Source organism: Lentzea alba, assembly GCF_011067745.1.
In the GTDB taxonomy this organism is placed as follows: Bacteria; Actinomycetota; Actinomycetes; order Mycobacteriales; family Pseudonocardiaceae; genus Lentzea; species Lentzea alba.
This window is the reverse complement of record NZ_JAAMPJ010000001.1, coordinates 760,630-777,498: the sequence shown is the minus strand read 5'-3', so window position 1 is coordinate 777,498 and position 16,869 is coordinate 760,630. Positions and strand designations below refer to the sequence as shown.

Below are 16,869 nucleotides of genomic sequence, written 5' to 3'. Positions count from 1 at the left end.
AGTGGAAAGACCATGGCAATCCTGTGCACCAACACGAAAGCGGTGGTACCACCGCTGGCGGGAGCGATGGGAGGTGAGGTGTCCCAGGTGGACGACCTCGCCGCGGCTGAACGTCTGCTCGCGTCCGACCCGCTCGAGACGCTGGTGGTCATCGGGTCCGACGTGGACCTGGCGGAGGCGCTCGAATTCACCGCCGCCCAACGACTCGCGCGGCCCGTGCTGGGCGTCGTCCTGCTGCGCGAGCGGCTCGAGGTGGCCGTGCTGGCCCTCGCCATCCGCGCCGGGGTCCGCGAGGTGGTGCCCGAATCCGACCTCGATCTGGTCGCCCAGTCCTGCCTGCGTTCGCGGGATCTGTCGCGGGTGACCCCCGTCGGTGTCACGATTCCCGCTCAGCAGTCGACCGAGGGCAAGGTCGCGGTCGTGTTCGCCACCAAGGGCGGGTGCGGCAAGACGACCACGGCCACCAACCTGGCCGTCACGTTGCACGCGGGCGGCGCCAATCGGGTCTGCCTGGTGGACCTGGATCTGGCTTTCGGTGACGTGGCGATCTCGCTGCAGCTCACCCCGCTCCGCACCCTGGTGGACGCGATGGCGATGGACGGTCAGCTGGACGAGACCGGCGTGTCCGGACTGCTCACGCGCTACCGGCCGGGTCTGGACTGCGTGCTGGCGCCGGTGGAGCCGGGCGACTCCGAGCAGATTCCCGCCTCTCTCATCACGGATGTGCTCCGGCTGCTGCGGCGCATGTTCGACTACGTCGTCATCGACACGCCGCCGCAGTTCAACGAGCACGTGCTGGCAGTGCTGGACGAGGCGGACCACCACGTCCTGCTCACCACGCCCGACGTGCCGACGCTCAAGAACCTGCGACTGACCATCGACATGCTCGACATGCTGTCCTACCCGCGCGACCGGCGCGTGATCGTGCTGAACCGGGAGGACTCGCGGGTCGGGCTCACCGTGTCCGACGTCGAGAGTGTCGTGAAGACCAGCGTCGCCGTGCGCGTTCCGGCAAGCCTCGCGGTGCCCGCTTCGATCAACCGGGGTGTGCCGATCACCGTCGAGCGGCCCGACCACCCGGTGAGCGCCGGGTTCCGGGAGATCGCCACGCGGATCCTCGCGGGCGCGAAGCACGAGCCGGCCGCCGCCCGGCGCGGGTTGTTCGGGTTGAGGAGGCGGTCCGGGTGAGGTTGAGCGACCGGTTGGTCCAGCTGACCGCGCCTGTCAGGACCGAGGGCGAACCGGTGGTGACGTCCACCGCGGTGCCCGAGACGCGCAGGGAGCGCACTCCCGACCACTTCGCCGCGGTCAAACAACGGGTGCACGGGGCGTTGCTGGACACCCTGGGACCCAAGCTCTACGACGAGCGCCTCGACGAGCACGAGCTCGAACTGCGGGTCCGCAATTCGCTGCAGACCGTGCTCGAACAGGACGAGACCCCGATGACCCTGGCCGACCGCGGCCGGATGGCCGCCGAGGTCGCCGACGAGATCCTCGGCCACGGTCCGCTGGAACCGCTGTTGCGGGACCCGGACGTCAGCGAGGTCATGGTCAACGGGCCGAACCGCATCTACGTGGAGCGCAAGGGGAAGCTCCAACTGGTGGATGCCGCCTTCACCGACGAGAGCCACCTGCGCCGGATCATCGACAAGATCGTGTCGCGGGTCGGCAGGCGGGTGGACGAGGCGAGCCCCATGGTGGACGCCAGGCTGCCGGACGGCAGCCGGGTCAACGCCGTCGTGCCGCCCATCGCACTGGACGGCTCGTCGCTGACGATCCGCAAGTTCGCCACGGACCCGCTCCAGGTCGAGGACCTGATCAGGTTCGGCACGATCAGCCCCGCGGTCGCCGAGCTGTTGTCGGCGTGCGTGCGCGGGCGGCTGAACATCCTGGTCAGTGGCGGCACCGGTTCGGGCAAGACGACGACGCTCAACGTGCTGTCGTCGTTCATCCCGGAAGACGAGCGCATCGTCACCATCGAGGACGCGGCCGAGCTGCAACTGCGGCAGGACCACGTGCTGCGCATGGAGTCCCGCCCGGCGAACGTCGAGAACCGCGGCCAGGTGAGCATCCGCGAGCTCGTCCGCAACTCGCTGCGGATGCGGCCGGACCGGATCGTCGTCGGTGAGGTCCGTGACGGCGCCGCGCTGGACATGCTGCAGGCGATGAACACCGGGCACGACGGGTCGCTGACGACGGCACACGCCAACACGCCGCGCGACGCGCTGTCGAGGCTGGAGACGATGGTGCTCATGGCGGGCGTCGACCTGCCCAGCCGCGCCATCCGCGACCAGGTCAACTCCGCGCTCGACCTGATCATCCAGCAGGCCAGGCTGAAGGACGGCACCCGGCGGATCACGCACATCACCGAGGTGGTCGGCATGGAGGGTGACGTGATCACGCTCCAGGACCTCTTCGTGTTCGACTTCGCGGCGGGGGTGGACGAGAACGGGAAGTTCCGCGGCACTCTGCGTTCGACAGGTCTGCGTCCGACCTTCGCGGACAGGTTGGCGGAGCACGGTATCCCGCTGCCCGCCGGCCTCTTCTCCTTCGACAGGTGAGGCCGATGACCATCAGGCTGATCTGGGTCACCTTGGTCCTCTGTGGAGTGTCGATCCTCCCGGCGAGCGCGGACCCCGTCGTGGAGCTCGGCGAGGTGTCGGTCGAGGACGGGCAGGCACACGTCACGCTCACCGCACGCGACGTACCCGCCCCGCTCGACCTGGACCGAGTGCGGGTCGAGGTCGACGGCACGCCGGTGCCCGCCACCGCGAAGATGCTCGGCGAGCCGCAGCCGGCGCGGGCGGCGTTCGTCGTGCTCGACACGACCGGGACGATGAACGGTGTTCCGATGGCAACGGCACGCGGCGTGATCTCCGACTACCTGTCGGCGTTGCCCGCGAACGTCCACACCGGACTGGTCACCTTCTCGGACCGGTCCGCGCTGACGGTGCCGCTCACCGCGGATCGGCGGCAGGTGACGGCCGCGCTCGCCGGGGTGAGCGCGGGCGGGACCAGCGCGCTCAACGACGCGGTGACGCTGGCCGCCCGCAGCCTGGCGGGAGTGCCCGGCGCACGCAGGGTGCTCGTGCTGTCCGATGGTGAGGACGCCGACGGTGGTGCGTCGCTCGACGCCACGTTGAAGGTGCTGTCCGAAACAGGCGTCACCGCCGATGTGGTGACGCTCGACCTCGCGACAGCGGGGGCGGCCGCAGGTCGGGACCGGCTCGCGCAGGGCAGCGGCGGTCACCTGGTCGCGGTCGGCGACGCGCGTGCGGGCGCGGCGTTGTTCACCCCGGCCGCTCCCCAACGGGTCGAGGTCAGCGCTGTCGTGCCCGACGAGTTCTCCGGCAGGCAGGTGCGGTTGACGGTCCGGGTCGGGGAACTCGTCGCGCAGACCGGCGTGCACGCGCCGGACCGGCGCGGCGCCGTCATGCCCGCCGTACCGGCCTGGATGTTCGGTGCGGTGCTCGGCGTGATCTTCACCGTCTTCTCCGGAATGGGCTGGCTCTGGTTCGGCCGCCGTCGCGTCGTCCGGCGTGCGCGGCCCAGCCGGCTGGCCGAGGTGCGGCGCTACCGGGTGCGCGACGGTGCGGAGCCGGAGACAGGCGCCGTGCAGGAGCCGTCGCGGCCGATGCGCCTGTTGCTGACGCTCAGTGAACGGATCATCGACGGCCGCGGCCTGCGTGCGCGCATGGAGTTCGACCTCGACCTGGCGGGCATCCGGCTGCGCCCCGCGGAGTGGTTGCTCGTCCGGTTCGGCATCGCCGTCGTGCTCGGGGTGGTCCTCACGGCGGTCATCGGTGCCCCGATGGTTTGTGGACCGCTCGCGGTTCTGCTCGGATGGTTCGGCGGACGCTTCTTCCTGAAGTTCCGGATCAGCAGGCGGCGCACGTTGTTCGGAGAGCAGCTCCCGGACACGCTCCAGCTGGTCGCGGGGGCCCTGCGGTCCGGTTTCTCGCTGGCGCAGGCACTCGACAGCATGGTGCGTGAGGGCACCCAGCCCATTGCGGGCGAGATCGCCCGGTCACTGGCTCGCACCAGGCTCGGCGTCTCGGTGGAGGACGCGCTCGGCAAGGCCGCTGACCGGATGCGGTGCCAGGACCTCTCCTGGGTGGTCATGGCGATCCGGATCCAGCGCGAGGTCGGCGGAAACCTCGCCGAGCTGCTGCTGACCACCGTCAACACCATGCGGGAGCGGGCGACCGTGCGCAGGCAGATCAAGGCGCTCACCGCCGAGGGCCGGATGTCGGCGTACGTGCTGATCTCGCTGCCGATCGGGCTCGGCCTGTGGCTGTTCACCAGCCGTCGGGACTACATCGAACCGCTCTACACCCGCCCGGCTGGCTGGATGATGCTCGGTGCGACGGCTGTCTGCCTCTGCGTCGGCTGGTTCTGGATGAAGAAGATGATCAAGGTGGAGGTCTGAGGTGGACGGAACGCTCCTGCTCCTGACCGGCGTCGGTGCCATCGCCGGTGCGCTGGCGCTGGCGGGTGTCCAGCTCGCCGCGGCCGCCACGAGCACGGCGCGCGTGTCACGCGGGCTCGCCCAGATCGAGGCCACCTACGGCCAGGGCGCCACCGACGCCGCCGCCTCGGACGAGGGAGTGCTGCCCCCCGCCCTGGAACGGTTGCGCGCGCTGGCCGCCCGGCTCTCACCCGGCGCCACCATCGCGTCGCTGGAACACCGGCTCGACCTGGCGGGCAACCCGTCCCGGTGGACCGCCGAACGGGTGATGGCCTTCAAGGGCATCGGTCTGCTGGCGCTGGCGCCGATCGGTGCCCTGTACGGGCTCGGGTCCACGCTGACCCTCGTCGCCTACGCCCTGGTGGGTGCCGCGGTCGGCTTCTTCCTGCCGGACCTGCTGGTGCACAACGCGGCGACCAAGCGGCAGGCGCTCATCGGCAGGGAACTCGCGGACGTGCTGGACATGCTCACGGTGTGCGTCGAGGCCGGGCTGGGCTTCGACGCGGCGGTGTCCCAGGTCGCCCGCAACACCTCCGGCCCGCTGTCGGTGGAGTTCTCCCGCGTGTTGCAGGAGATGCAACTGGGCAAGTCCAGGGTGGAGGCGCTGCGGGCGCTGTCCGGCCGCACCACCGTCGACGCGGTGCACACGTTCGCCTCGTCGCTGATCCAGGCGTCCGAACTCGGCATCCCGACCGCACGGGTGCTGCACGAACAAGCCGGTGAGATCCGCGTCAAGCGTCGTCAGGCGGCCGAGGAGAAGGCTCAGAAGGTGCCGGTGAAGATCCTGTTTCCACTGCTCCTGTGCATCTTCCCGGCGTTGTTCATCATCATCGTCGGACCGGCGGGCATCGAGATCTACGACAGTCTGGTCGCCGGTTGACCGCAACCGAACGGCAACCGTCCGGCACCCGGCGTGACACCAGAAGTGCCGCTTCATTGAGGCACACGGTTGTCAGCGGGAAGCAGAGGACGTCATGTCGATTCGACTCGTGGTCGTGGACGGTCAGCCCCTCGCCCGGTTCGGGCTCACCCGGCTGATCGAGGGTGAGACGGACGTGGAGATCGTCGGCGAGGCCACCACGGCGGCCGAGGCACTCGGTCTGATCGCCACCACGAAGCCGGACGTGGTGACCGTCGACGTGACGCTTCCCGACGGCAACGGGCTGACGCTCGCCCGCGAGCTGCGGGACCGCTGGCAGTCGCTCGGCATCGTCGTGCTCACCTCCAACGGCGAGGACGACGTGCTGTTCCGCGCGATGGAAACCGGTGTGTCGGCTTTCGTGCCGAAGACCTCGACCTTGGTAGAGATCGTCGGCGCGATCAGGCACGCCGCTGTCGCGGCCTCGTCCTTCACCGCCACGGGACTGGCCGACGCGTTCACCCGGCTGCGGGAGTCGCGTGCGCGTTCCCCGCTGAGCCCGCGTGAGGCCGAGGTGTTGCGGCTGCTGCAGGACGGGCTGTCCGTGCCAGGCGTGGCTCGGGCGCTGCACATGAGCACGTCGACGGCCAAGACCTACGTGGCGCGGCTCTACGAGAAGCTCGGTGCCTCCAGCCGCGCGCAGGCGTTGATGACGGCCCTGGACCGCGGGCTGATCGGCCTGCGCAGCGCGTGACCACAGTGGACGGTCACCAGTTTGCGGTATTGAGCGGCCCCGCCGCACGAACCCTGTGTCAGCATCGGATTCCCGGGCGGTTCCGGCAGGTGTGAGCAGAGTGACCGGAGGTGTCCCGTGGTCTCGAAGGTGTTGGTGATCGAGGACGATCAGGACATCCTCGGTCTGCTGGCGCGCCACCTCCAGGACATGGGACACGAGGTCGTGCTGGCGCAGACCGGAGAGCGAGGACTCGACCTGGCACGCGCCGATCCACCGGACGTGGTGGTCGTCGACATCGTGCTGCCCGGCAAGGACGGCCGGTGGGTGATCCGCGAGCTGCGGGCCGATCCGCGAACCCGCCACTGTCAGGTCGTCGTCACGTCGATGCTCGATCCCGGTGACATCCGCGTCGACGACGTCGACGGAATGCTGCTCAAGCCGTTCGATCGCGCCGCCGTGTGGGCGGCTCTTGGGAGGGTGTCATGACCGCCGTGGTCATCGCGGAGGACGACGCCGACATTCGTGATCTGCTGGTGTTCAAGCTGAGGCAGGACGGGTTCGAGGTCACGGCCGTCGGCGACGGACCGGCGGCGCTGGACGCGGTCGCGGCGGAGCGCCCGGATCTCGTCATTCTCGACGTGATGATGCCCGGCATGTCCGGACTCGACGTCTGCCAGCGACTGCGGTCAGAGCAGGTGACGAAGAACCTGCCGGTGATTCTGCTGACCGCTCGCGCCCAGGAGGCCGACATCGAGTCCGGCTTCGGCGTGGGTGCCGACGACTACGTGACGAAGCCGTTCAGTCCCCGCGAACTGCTCAGCAGGGTGCACGCCGTGCTGGCCAGGGTCGGCCCGTGAGTTCGGTGGGCACCGCCGTCGTGCTGGCGGGCGCGGTGTCGAGCCTGGTGCTGGGGGTCCTCATCACGGCGCACCACGTGGCTTCGGTGCGCCGCCGAAATCACCGTGAGCAGGAGGCACAGCGGTTGCGGCCGCTGGTCTTCCGGCTGCTCGGCGATCCGGGGGTGCTGCCGGAGCTCGTCGCGCTGGACCGCCGGATGTGGGCAGCGGTGGAGCCGACCGTGATCTCCTTGCTGGGCAACGTGAGCGGCGCGACGCGTGAGCAGCTGGTCGACCTGCTCACGCGTCGCGGGGTCCTCGACTCGGCGCGTCGTGGACTGCGAGCCAGACGCGCGCACGTGCGAGTCAAGGCCGTCCACGTGGTGGGGTTGTTGCGCAGCGGAGAGGATCTGCCGCAGGTGGTGTCGCTGATGGGGGACTCGCGTCCAGAGGTCCGGGTGGCAGCAGCCAGGGCACTGGGCAGCCTCGCGGACGCGCGGGCCGCCCGGCCGCTGCTGGGTGGCCTCAGCTGCTCCCGGCCGGTGCCTGCGCACGTCGTGGCGCACGCGCTGCTGGCGCTGGGCGCCGCCGCGCATCCGGTGATCGTCGACGCGCTGCGCCATCCACACGCGACGGTCCGGGCGGTGGCGGTGGAGGTGCTGGGATTCGGCGGCGTGGTGGCCGCGTTCCCCTTGCTCGTCCAACTCCTGCGTGAGGACGCCGAACTGCCGGTCCGGCTGGCCGCCCTGCGCGCGCTCGCCCGGACGGGGACACCGGCCACCGCCGCGGTGCTGGTCGGGTTCGTCGGCAGGGGAAGACCCGCCGAACTGCGGATCGCGGCCGCGGAGGCGCTCGGCGTGCTGGGCGATCCGGCCGCTGCGGACACCCTCGGTTTCCTCCTCGCCGAGGAGCCGCATCGGTTGGCGCACAACGCGTCGCGCTCCCTGCTGCGGCTCGGTGACCACGGTCGCGACATTCTCGCGCGCGTGGCGGGCGGCAGCCTCGGTCCAGCCGCCGCCGCGCACGCCGTCGAGGCGTTGGCGTGGGACCAGATCACCCACGCGCGCCTGGTCGCGGCGGCTCGGGGCCGCACATGACAACCGTGGCCGCCGGCACACCCGCGGGGTTGGCGTGATTCTGAACGCCGTCGAGGTGGCGGGCATCGCGGTGGCGTGCTACTTCCTGCTGATCAACTGCAGCTACCTCGTGTTCCTGTCGGTCGCGGCGGTGGAGTTCACGAGGGAGGGCAGGCGAAAACCGTTCCTGGCGGTGGACGAGCTGTACTCGGGTCCGCTGACCACCGCCGTGTCGGTGCTCATGCCCGCGCACAACGAGGAGGCGGGCATCGTCGAGGCGGTGCGGGCCATGCTCGCTCTGCGCTATCCCGTGTTCGAGGTCGTGGTCATCGACGACGGGTCCACGGACGAGACCTTCGCCCAGCTCGAAGCCGAGTTCCAGCTCGTGAGCCTGCCCGCTGTCGTCTCCGCCGAGCTGCCGCGGCGAGGAGTCGTGCGTTCGGTGCACGTTCCCGCCGTCCGTGCGATCCCGCTCGTGGTGGTGCGTCAGGACAACGGGGGCAAGACCCGTGCGCTGAACACCGGGCTGTGCCTTGCCCGGCATCCGTTGGTGTGCATGGTCGACGCGGACTCCATTTTGGACCCGGACGCGTTGATGAGCGTGGCCAGGCCGTTCCTCGACGACCCGTTCCGGGTCGTCGCCGCCGGTGGTGCCGTTCGCGTCGCCAACGGGTGCCGAGTGGTGGCGGGCCGGCTGGTCGACGTGCGGATGCCGAGGACGCTGCTGCCCGCGATCCAGGCCGTGGAGTACCTGAGGGTCTTCTTGCTCGGCCGCACCGCGTGGTCGCGTTTCAACGGCCTGCTGGTGATCTCCGGAGCGTTCGGGCTGTTCCGCCGGGACGTCGTGGTGGCCGTGGGCGGACTCGACCCGGACTGCATGAGCGAGGACGCGGAGCTGGTGGTCCGGATCCACCGGAGGATGCGGGACGAGGGACGGGACTACCGGATCGTGTTCGTGGCCGAACCGGTGTCGTGGACGGAGGTGCCGGACACCGCGCTGGTGCTCGGCCGCCAGCGGAAGCGGTGGAATCGCGGCCTCGCCGAGATCCTGCTGAAGCACCGGCGGATGATCGGCAACCCGAGGTACGGCGTCGTGGGGCTGTTCACGTTGCCGTACCACATGCTGTTCGAACTGATCACCCCGCTGGCCGAGTTCGTGGCGGCGCTCGTGCTGGTGCTCGGCCTCGCGACGGGTGCGATCACCCTGTCGTTCGCGGTGACCCTCTCGGCGACGGCGTACGGCTTCGCGTTCCTGATCTCCGTCTTCGCCCTCACCGTCGAGGAGTACTCGTTCCGCAGGTACCACCGGTGGGCGGACCTCGGGATGGCGCTCGTCGCGGCGCTCGCGGAGAACATCGGCTACCGGCAGCGGACCGCACGCTGGCGGATGTGGGGCGTGTGGGCCGCGCTGCGCCGGTCCGAGCGCTCGTGGGGGGTCATGCCCCGGCGAGGATTCGACGTTCGCACACCCCAAGGGGGCAAACGGCCATGAGCTCAGGACAGTCCTTCCGGCGCTTGCTCGTCCTCACGTTCGGGCCGCTCGTGGCCGTCGTTCTCCTGCTGCTCGTGCTCGGCATCGGAGCCGTCTCGGTGGCCGCGAGCTCCGTGGAGGAACTGGCGTCCCGCGTTCAGCCGATGCAGCAGCTGAACGCCGAGCTGCGCGGGACCGTGCTGGACAGCTCCCGCGGCTTGCGCGGGTACACCTACAACGGCGACGCGGCGTTCCGCGACGCTTACGACCGAGGCCGCCAGAGCTACGTCCAGGTGAAGGACGAGCTGGTCGGGTTGGCCGTGGCGAACGAGCAGCAGGCGGCGCGCAGGGTGGCCGAGCTGGCGGATCGGTGGTTCGCCGTGACGGCCGCCGTCCGGGAGGCTCCGCCGGGGACGGCGGACACGTCCGCGCGGCTGGTGGCCGCTGTGGCGGTGATGGACGAGTTTCTCGAGACCAGCGCCCGGCTTGGCGAGGCACTCGACGCCACGAGCACCTCGTTGAGGCAGAGCAGCATCGCCACCCGGCAACAGGTGATGCTCGCCCTGATCAGCTGTGGCGCCGTGGCCGTCCTGCTGGCGACCGGCTCGGCGATCGTCACCGCGCAGCGGCTCGGCAGGTCGATCGCCGCGTTGCGGAACACGGTGACGAGATGGGCCGCGGGAGAGGCGCAGGCCCGCATTCCCGAACAGGGAATCGCGGAGCTCCAGCAGGTGACCCGGTCCATCAACGCGTTGGCCGATGACGCCGCCAAGGTCCACGAGGTGGAGCAGGAACGGCAGCACCATCGCGAGATCGCCGCCGACATCGGGCTGAAGATCAGGGAGCATCTGGACGTCGACGCCGTCGTCGAACTGGCCACCTCGGAGACCGGGAAGCACTTCGACGCCGAGCGGGTGTGCGTCTGGCTGGCGGAAGGCGCACCCGAGGACACCTGCGCGGACCTCGTCACGCCGGAGTGGCATCGACCGGAGGTCGCTCCGCTCGGATCGTCGCTCGCCCCGCAGGAGCGCGTGCTGCCGGCGGCACCGCTGCGCAGGCTGTACGCCGGCGGCCATCGCCGCCTGGAGGTGGCTGACGCCGAGGAAGCCGCAAGGCTCGGACTCCCCGCCGCCCTGCGGGACCGCGCGGTGCTGGTCCTGCCGTTCGGGCGAGGGGAGACCGTGCTCGGAGTGCTGGTCCTCGCCCGTCCCGGCGCGGGCTGGCCGGCGGTCGAGGTGGACGCGCTCGAGCACGTCGCGGCCGACCTCGCTCGCGGCGTCGACCAGGCCCGGCTCTACCAGGAACAACAGTTGCTCGTCCGGGAGCTGCGGGCGCTGGACCGCAGCAAGACCGAGTTCGTGTCGAACGTCTCCCACGAGCTGCGCACACCGATGACCAGCATCGCCGGGTACGTGGAGCTGTTGCGCGACGGTGCCGGCGGCACGATCAACGGCGATCAGCGGAAGATGCTCGACATCGTCCACCGCAACATGACCCGGCTGCGGGGGCTCATCGAGGAACTGCTCCTGCTCGCCAAGCTCGAGTCGGACACGGTCATCATGGCGGAGAAGCCCGTCGACGTCGGCGAGCTCGTCGACGGTGTGGTGGAGGCGTTGCGGCCCGCCGCGGACGTCGGCGGAGTTCGCCTGGATCACGAGAACGCCCAGGGCCTGGTGGTGTGCGGCGACGCGGCGCAGCTCGACCGGGTGCTGACCAACCTGCTGTCGAACGCGGTCAAGTTCACCCCGTCCGGAGGCGACGTGCGGGTGACCTCCCGCCGGTGTGGCGACGGCTGGGTCGAGGTGCAGGTCAACGACACCGGCATGGGTGTTCCGAAGGCCGAACAACACGCCGCGTTCACCCGCTTCTTCCGGGCGAGCAACGCGACGGAGCAGGCGGTACCCGGCTCCGGGCTGGGGCTCGCGATCGTGCGGCAGATCGTGCACAGGCACGGTGGGCAGGTCTCGCTCACCTCCACCGAAGGCGCGGGCACGACGGTGACCGTGCTTCTGCCTGCGGGCGGAACAGGAGGAACGTCGTGAACAGGACGTCGACGACCCGGCCGTCTGCGGTGACAGGGCGGGGGTTCAACGAAGCGGTGTTGGTCGCGGCCACGCTCGCCCGGGTCCCGATCGCGGGTGTCGCTCTGCTGGAAGGGCACGAGCTGACCCTGCACGACGTGCGGGGTGTGTCGCCCAGCCAGGAGGAGCTGCTGTTGTTGTGCAGGCAGACCGTGGAAGCCGACGACCTGGTCATGTTCGCCCAGGTACGACCGTACGAGGGCCGGGCAATCCGCTTCTACACGGGCGTGCCTGTCCGCGACGACGACCTGCGCACGGTCGGCGTGCTGTTCGTCGCCGCCCGCGACGTCCGGCACCTCGACCACGATGCGCTGGAAGCGTTGCTGGCCTTGGGGTGGCAGGTCGAGTGCGAGCTCGGCGCCGAGCGAGCGGCGCGGGCGGTGGAGGTGCGCAGCCGTGTGTTGTCGAAGGCGCATCGGGCGGCCGATCTGGCCGAGGTGCTCCAGTTCTGCTTGGACGAGGTGTGCGCCCACACCGGGTGGCCGGTCGGGCACGTCTGCGTTCCCGCCGCCGACGGCACTGGCGAGCTGATGTCGGCGAAGCTGTGGCACGGTGCGGACGACGGCCGTTTCGGGCGGTTGCGGGAGATCATGGAGAACACGAGGGTGGCGCCTGGCGTCGGCCTGAGTGGTGAGGCGGCGGCCACCCTCCGTCCGAAGTGGATGGACGACATCGGCCTGACCGAACTCGGAGCGGCCAGTGGGTTCGCGTTCCCCGTGCACTCCGAGGACGGCGTGGTCGCCGTGCTGGAGTTCTTCGACCCCGATGTCCGCCGTCCCTGCCCGCGTGTGCTCGCCCTGGTCACCGAGCTCGGGAGGGAAGTGGGTCTCGCCGCCGCGCGGATGTCCGACCGTGCGGATCTGCTGCAGAGCCAGACGATGTTGCAGGAGACCGTGCATCAGCTGAGGACGGTCATCAGCACCGCGCACGACGCGTTCATCGCGTTGGACGAGGACGGTTGTGTCACCGAGTGGAACGCGGCGGCCGAGCGGATGTTCGGCTGGCCGCGCGCCGACATCATGGGCAGGGCGCTCGCGGACACCGTTGTGCCGGAACGGTTCCGCGCCGACCACATGGCCGGGATCGCACGCCTCAAGGCCACCGGCGAAGCATCCGTGCTCGGCCGGCAGGTCGAGCTCGCCGCTCTGCGCCGCGACGGCCAGGAGTTCCCGATCGAGTTGTACGTCTGGCAGCCGGAGCCGACCGGCCCCTACCGCTTCAACGCCTTCGTCAGGGACATCAGCGAGCGCAAGGAAGCCGAACGCGCTCTGCGTGACGCGTACGCGCGAGAACAGGAGGTGGTCGAGGAGCTGCGCGGGCTCGACCAGATCAAGACCGACTTCGTCGCCAACGTGTCCCATGAGCTGCGCACGCCCCTGACGAGCATCTCGGGCTACCTGGAGCTGCTGGTGGACGGGGTCGCCGGAGAGCTGACCGGTGACCAGCTGGAGATGACTTCGATCATCCAGCGCAACACCGGGCGGTTGTTGCGGCTCGTTGAGGACATCCTGACCGTCGGCAAGATCGACTCCGGCCAGTTCCAGCCTGTCGTGGAGCCGACTGACCTCGTCGCTCTCGTGGAAGCCGCCGTGAAGAGCGTCGAACCGGCCGCGGTCAAGAAGGCGATCACCCTGGTTTGCCAGCTCGGGCCCGAGCCGATCGTGGTGCAGGCCGACCCGAACCAGCTCGACCGGGCGCTGATCAACGTGCTGAGCAACGCGGTCAAGTTCACCCAGCCGGCGGGCTCGGTGGTGATTCGTGCGCGGTGCGTGGGAACCGAGGCGCGGATCACCGTGGCGGACACCGGGATCGGTATCGCGCAGGACGAGCTTCCGAAACTGTTCAGCCGGTTCTTCCGGTCGTCGCTCGCGATCGAGCACGAGATCCAGGGCACCGGTCTGGGGCTCGCCATCGTCAAGCACATCGTGGAGAGGCACGGCGGCGACATCTCGGTGACGTCCCGGCCAGGCGAGGGAACGATGGTGACGATCGTGCTACCGGTCGATTCCGAGGCCGACGCGGAGGTGGATTCGCCGCAACCGTTGTGCAACCGGGAGTGACCGGGTCGCGCTACTGGAGGCCTCGAACCTTGTGACATCGAAGCGGTCGATGTTGACAAGGGAGTCTCAGTGATCACAACGCGTGTGGTGGCGGCAGCGGCGACGTTCGGTATCGCGGTTCTCGGTGTGCTCGGTACGGCCGGCGTGGCGAACGCCTCGGCCGCCGAGGGCGAGATCCGGCCGGTGCCGGGCGCCACGGTCGTGGGCGACCGCTACATCGCGGTGTTCAAAGACGGCCACAGCGGCGCCGCAGGCGAGCTGGCGGGCCGGTTCGGTGGCAAGGTCCGCACCACCTGGACCTCCGCCTTGCACGGCTTCTCCGTGGAGATGACCGAGGCCCAGGCCCGGCGGCTGGCCGCGGACCCCCGCATCGCCTACGTGCAGCCCGTCACCGAAGTCCACATGAGCGACACCCAGACCAGCGCCACCTGGGGCCTGGACCGCACCGACCAGCGCACCCTGCCCCTGGACACCAAGTACACCTCTGCCACCACCGCCAGCAACGTGACCGCCTACATCCTCGACACCGGTATCCGCACATCGCATGCCGAGTTCGGTGGGCGGGCCCGGGTCGGGTTCGACGCGATCGGCGACGGGAAGAACGGGCAGGACTGCCAGGGCCACGGCACCCATGTCGCGGGCACCGTCGGCGGCACCACCTACGGCATGGCCAAGCAGGTCAAACTCGTCGCCGTGCGGGTCCTGAACTGCCAGGGCTCCGGGACCAGTGAGCAGATCGTCAACGGCATCAACTGGGTCACCCAGAACGCCGTCAAGCCCGCCGTGGTCAACCTCAGCCTCGGTGGTGGCGCGAACTCCGCGATCGACCAGGCCGTCCGCACCTCCATCGCCTCCGGCCTCACCTACACCGTCGCCGCCGGCAACGGCAACGCGCAGGGCGTGCAGCAGGACGCCTGCACCGTGTCCCCCGCCCGCGTGGCCGAGGCGATCACCGTGGGCGCGGTGGACAAGACCGACACCAAGGCCTCCTTCTCCAACTACGGCACCTGCGTCGACCTGTTCGCTCCCGGCGTCTCCATCACCTCCGCCACCTACGCCTCCGACACCTCGGCCGGTGCCATGAGCGGCACCTCCATGGCCACCCCCCACGTCGCCGGCGCCGCCGCACTCCACCTCGCCACCAACCCCGCCGCCACACCGCTGCAGGTCCGCACCGCCCTGGTCGGCACCGCCACCACCGGTCTCGTCCGCAACGCCGCCACCGGCTCCCCCAACACCCTGCTCTACACCGGCACCCACACCACCACCCCCGCACCGGCTCCCGCACCGGCTCCCGCTCCGGCTCCCACGACCTTCGCCAACACCACCAACGCCGCCATCCCCGGCACCGGCACCCTCACCAGCCCCATCACCGTCACCGGCCGCACCGGCAACGCCCCCACCACCCTCAAAATCACCGTCGACATCAAGCACACCGCCCGCGGCGACCTGCAACTCGACCTCATCGCCCCCGACGGCACCACCTACCGACTGCGCAACACCACCCTCACCGACACCACCGACAACCTCACCGCCACCTACACCCTCAACGCCTCCACCGAACCCGCCAACGGCACCTGGAAACTCCGCATCCAAGACCACTACCGCACCACCGACACCGGCTACCTCGACGCCTGGCAACTCAACTTCTGACACCCATCCCACCACCGCCTCGACCACCCCGCCCGGCTACCAGCACTGGTAGCCGGGCGGGGCGTTTTGGTCTCGATCAGAGCCCCTCGGCGAGGGGCTCCGCCTCGTCGTTCTCCCGGCGACGCGAAGCCATGCTCCGGCGCGCGACGAAGAACGCCACGAACAGCGCTGCCACGAACAGCGCGGCCAGCCCGCTTGCCAGCAACGGGTGCGCCTGGAACCAGTTCTCGGGGGTCACCGGTCCCCCCACTGCGTTGGCAGCGGACGGAAAGGTGATGGTGGCCGTCACAACTCGCTCGATGAAGCCACTGCGCAGCGTCAGCCGCGCCTTCCACGGACCGTCCGGCAAGCGTTGGTCGAGAACCGTGCGCACTCCGGCGGTGTCGCCCGGTAGCACCGTGACCGCGGTCGAGACCGGGAACGGACCCGCGGTCACCCCTCCGGGGCCGTCGGACAGCGTCAGTTCGCCCGCCATGTCCAGTGCACGGCCTCCCGTGTTGTGAACGGTGGCCAGCACCTCGGGTCTGCGGTCGCCGTCGCGCGACGGGGTGAGGCTGCTGATGTCGAAACTCGGCGCCGGGTCACCGCCGGGTCCGACGGCGAGGTAGATCCGGACGCCGACTCTGGTGACCATCAGGACGTTCTCAGGTGTGTTGGACGGGGCGCTGGTCTCCGCCCAGATGACGCCGTAGCGCTCGCCGGTGGACGCGGTGGGGTCGACCGCGATCGTCACCAGCACCTTCTCGCTTCCTCCCGGCGGCAGGTCGACGGCGGCGCGGTTGAGCGAGATCCAGCTGGTCAGCTCGCTGGTGGTGCGTCCGGCGAGCGCGTTGAACGCGTCGTCGTCGATGCTGGCCGCGCCGGGGAAGACCTCGATGTGTTGCGGCACAGAGGAATTGTTCGTGATCAGCACATGTCGTTTGATGACGGCGCCGGGCGCGAGGTGGTCGACGATGTAGACCTGTGCGCGAGGGTCGTCCAAGCGGTTCGCGGGCATCTCGAGCAGCCGGATGCCGATGCTGTTCGTGGCTTGGTCCCCGGGCGCCGCCGCGCCGGTGTCCCCGTTCACGAGGGCGACCAGACAGCTGAGCACCAGCGGCAGGGCAGCCCTGTCACGCCACCTGATGGCTCACCGTCCCGGAGTACGTCACCGCGGCCTTCGCGGTGAGCGGGATGACGACTGCGATGGTGGGGTTCCAGGCGACGGTGTTTCCTCCGGCGGTCGCGTTGGCGTAGGTGTACGCGGTGAGTGCTGCTCCGGCGTTGGCGCCTGGTGATCCGGCGGTTCCCGCGGTGATGGTCGGGCTGCCGGGCGAAGTGGTGCTCGTGGTCGCTCCTGGCGTGTAGGTGACGCTGCTGTTGGCGATCGCGGTGCTTTGGGCGGCGGTGAATCCGGTCGTCGAGTACACGCTCGCGGTCCACCCCGAGGCATTACCTCGTGCATCGGTGACGGTGACGGTTCCCAGTGCACCGGTCACCGTCCCGCCCGGAATGGTGCTGCCACCGGTCAGCGTCGCCACGGCGGGCACCGCCACCGAAAGAGAGCCGGCACTCGCGGTGACCGTCACGGTGGTGTCCTCCGCATTCGCTGGAACAGCGGTACCGACCGCAACGGCAGCGACACCCGCT

At 69.9% G+C, this 16,869-nt stretch carries 14 protein-coding genes; 12 read left to right on the top strand and 2 right to left on the bottom strand.

Annotation, left to right across the window (positions count from 1 at the left end; genetic code table 11):
* Positions 1-12 precede the first annotated feature (12 nt).
* The 12 genes from G7043_RS03690 to G7043_RS03635 all read left to right on the top strand — a co-directional run bounded on the left by G7043_RS03690 (position 13) and on the right by G7043_RS03635 (position 15,240).
* Entirely contained in the window at positions 13-1,188 is a 1,176-nt protein-coding gene (locus G7043_RS03690) for an AAA family ATPase (protein ID WP_166043826.1), read from the top strand.
* Positions 1,185-2,561 (top strand): CpaF family protein, encoded by a 1,377-nt coding sequence (locus G7043_RS03685; RefSeq protein WP_166043824.1) that lies wholly within the window; start codon positions 1,185-1,187, stop codon positions 2,559-2,561. Before G7043_RS03690 ends, G7043_RS03685 begins: the two co-directional genes overlap by 4 nt.
* A 5-nt stretch (positions 2,562-2,566) precedes the next feature.
* Complete coding sequence (locus G7043_RS03680; protein WP_166043822.1) at positions 2,567-4,429, top strand: type II secretion system F family protein; 1,863 nt, start codon at positions 2,567-2,569, stop codon at positions 4,427-4,429.
* Position 4,430: 1 nt separating this feature from the next.
* On the top strand, positions 4,431-5,348 hold the full coding sequence (locus G7043_RS49760; RefSeq protein WP_166043820.1) for a type II secretion system F family protein: 918 nt from the start codon (positions 4,431-4,433) through the stop codon (positions 5,346-5,348).
* A 94-nt stretch (positions 5,349-5,442) separates the two neighbouring features.
* Positions 5,443-6,081, top strand: a complete 639-nt coding sequence (locus G7043_RS03670) for a response regulator transcription factor (RefSeq protein WP_166043818.1) — start codon at positions 5,443-5,445, stop codon at positions 6,079-6,081.
* A 117-nt stretch (positions 6,082-6,198) separates the two neighbouring features.
* Positions 6,199-6,549: a response regulator gene (locus tag G7043_RS03665; protein ID WP_166043816.1), complete on the top strand. Its 351-nt coding sequence runs from the start codon at positions 6,199-6,201 to the stop codon at positions 6,547-6,549.
* On the top strand, positions 6,546-6,920 hold the full coding sequence (locus tag G7043_RS03660; protein ID WP_166043814.1) for a response regulator transcription factor: 375 nt from the start codon (positions 6,546-6,548) through the stop codon (positions 6,918-6,920). The genes G7043_RS03665 and G7043_RS03660 overlap by 4 nt, the downstream gene beginning before the upstream one ends.
* Positions 6,917-7,996: a HEAT repeat domain-containing protein gene (locus G7043_RS03655; protein ID WP_166043812.1), complete on the top strand. Its 1,080-nt coding sequence runs from the start codon at positions 6,917-6,919 to the stop codon at positions 7,994-7,996. Before G7043_RS03660 ends, G7043_RS03655 begins: the two co-directional genes overlap by 4 nt.
* Before the next feature lie 34 nt (positions 7,997-8,030).
* Positions 8,031-9,467 carry a glycosyltransferase family 2 protein gene (locus G7043_RS03650; protein WP_166043810.1) on the top strand — a complete coding sequence of 479 codons (1,437 nt, stop codon included), beginning with the start codon at positions 8,031-8,033 and terminating at the stop codon, positions 9,465-9,467.
* The gene (locus G7043_RS03645; protein WP_166043808.1) at positions 9,464-11,488 is read left to right on the top strand and encodes an ATP-binding protein; all 2,025 of its coding nucleotides are present in this window, start codon (positions 9,464-9,466) and stop codon (positions 11,486-11,488) included. Before G7043_RS03650 ends, G7043_RS03645 begins: the two co-directional genes overlap by 4 nt.
* Positions 11,485-13,587: an ATP-binding protein gene (locus G7043_RS03640; RefSeq protein WP_166043806.1), complete on the top strand. Its 2,103-nt coding sequence runs from the start codon at positions 11,485-11,487 to the stop codon at positions 13,585-13,587. The genes G7043_RS03645 and G7043_RS03640 overlap by 4 nt, the downstream gene beginning before the upstream one ends.
* Before the next feature lie 69 nt (positions 13,588-13,656).
* On the top strand, positions 13,657-15,240 hold the full coding sequence (locus tag G7043_RS03635) for a S8 family peptidase (protein ID WP_313887684.1): 1,584 nt from the start codon (positions 13,657-13,659) through the stop codon (positions 15,238-15,240).
* 76 nt (positions 15,241-15,316) lie between these two features.
* On the opposite strand, the gene G7043_RS03630 is transcribed toward G7043_RS03635, so the two are convergent.
* The gene (locus G7043_RS03630; protein WP_207310546.1) at positions 15,317-16,333 is read right to left on the bottom strand and encodes a hypothetical protein; all 1,017 of its coding nucleotides are present in this window, start codon (positions 16,331-16,333) and stop codon (positions 15,317-15,319) included.
* A 19-nt stretch (positions 16,334-16,352) separates the two neighbouring features.
* Complete coding sequence (locus G7043_RS03625) at positions 16,353-16,808, bottom strand: WxL domain-containing protein (RefSeq protein WP_207310545.1); 456 nt, start codon at positions 16,806-16,808, stop codon at positions 16,353-16,355.
* Positions 16,809-16,869: the final 61 nt, after the last annotated feature.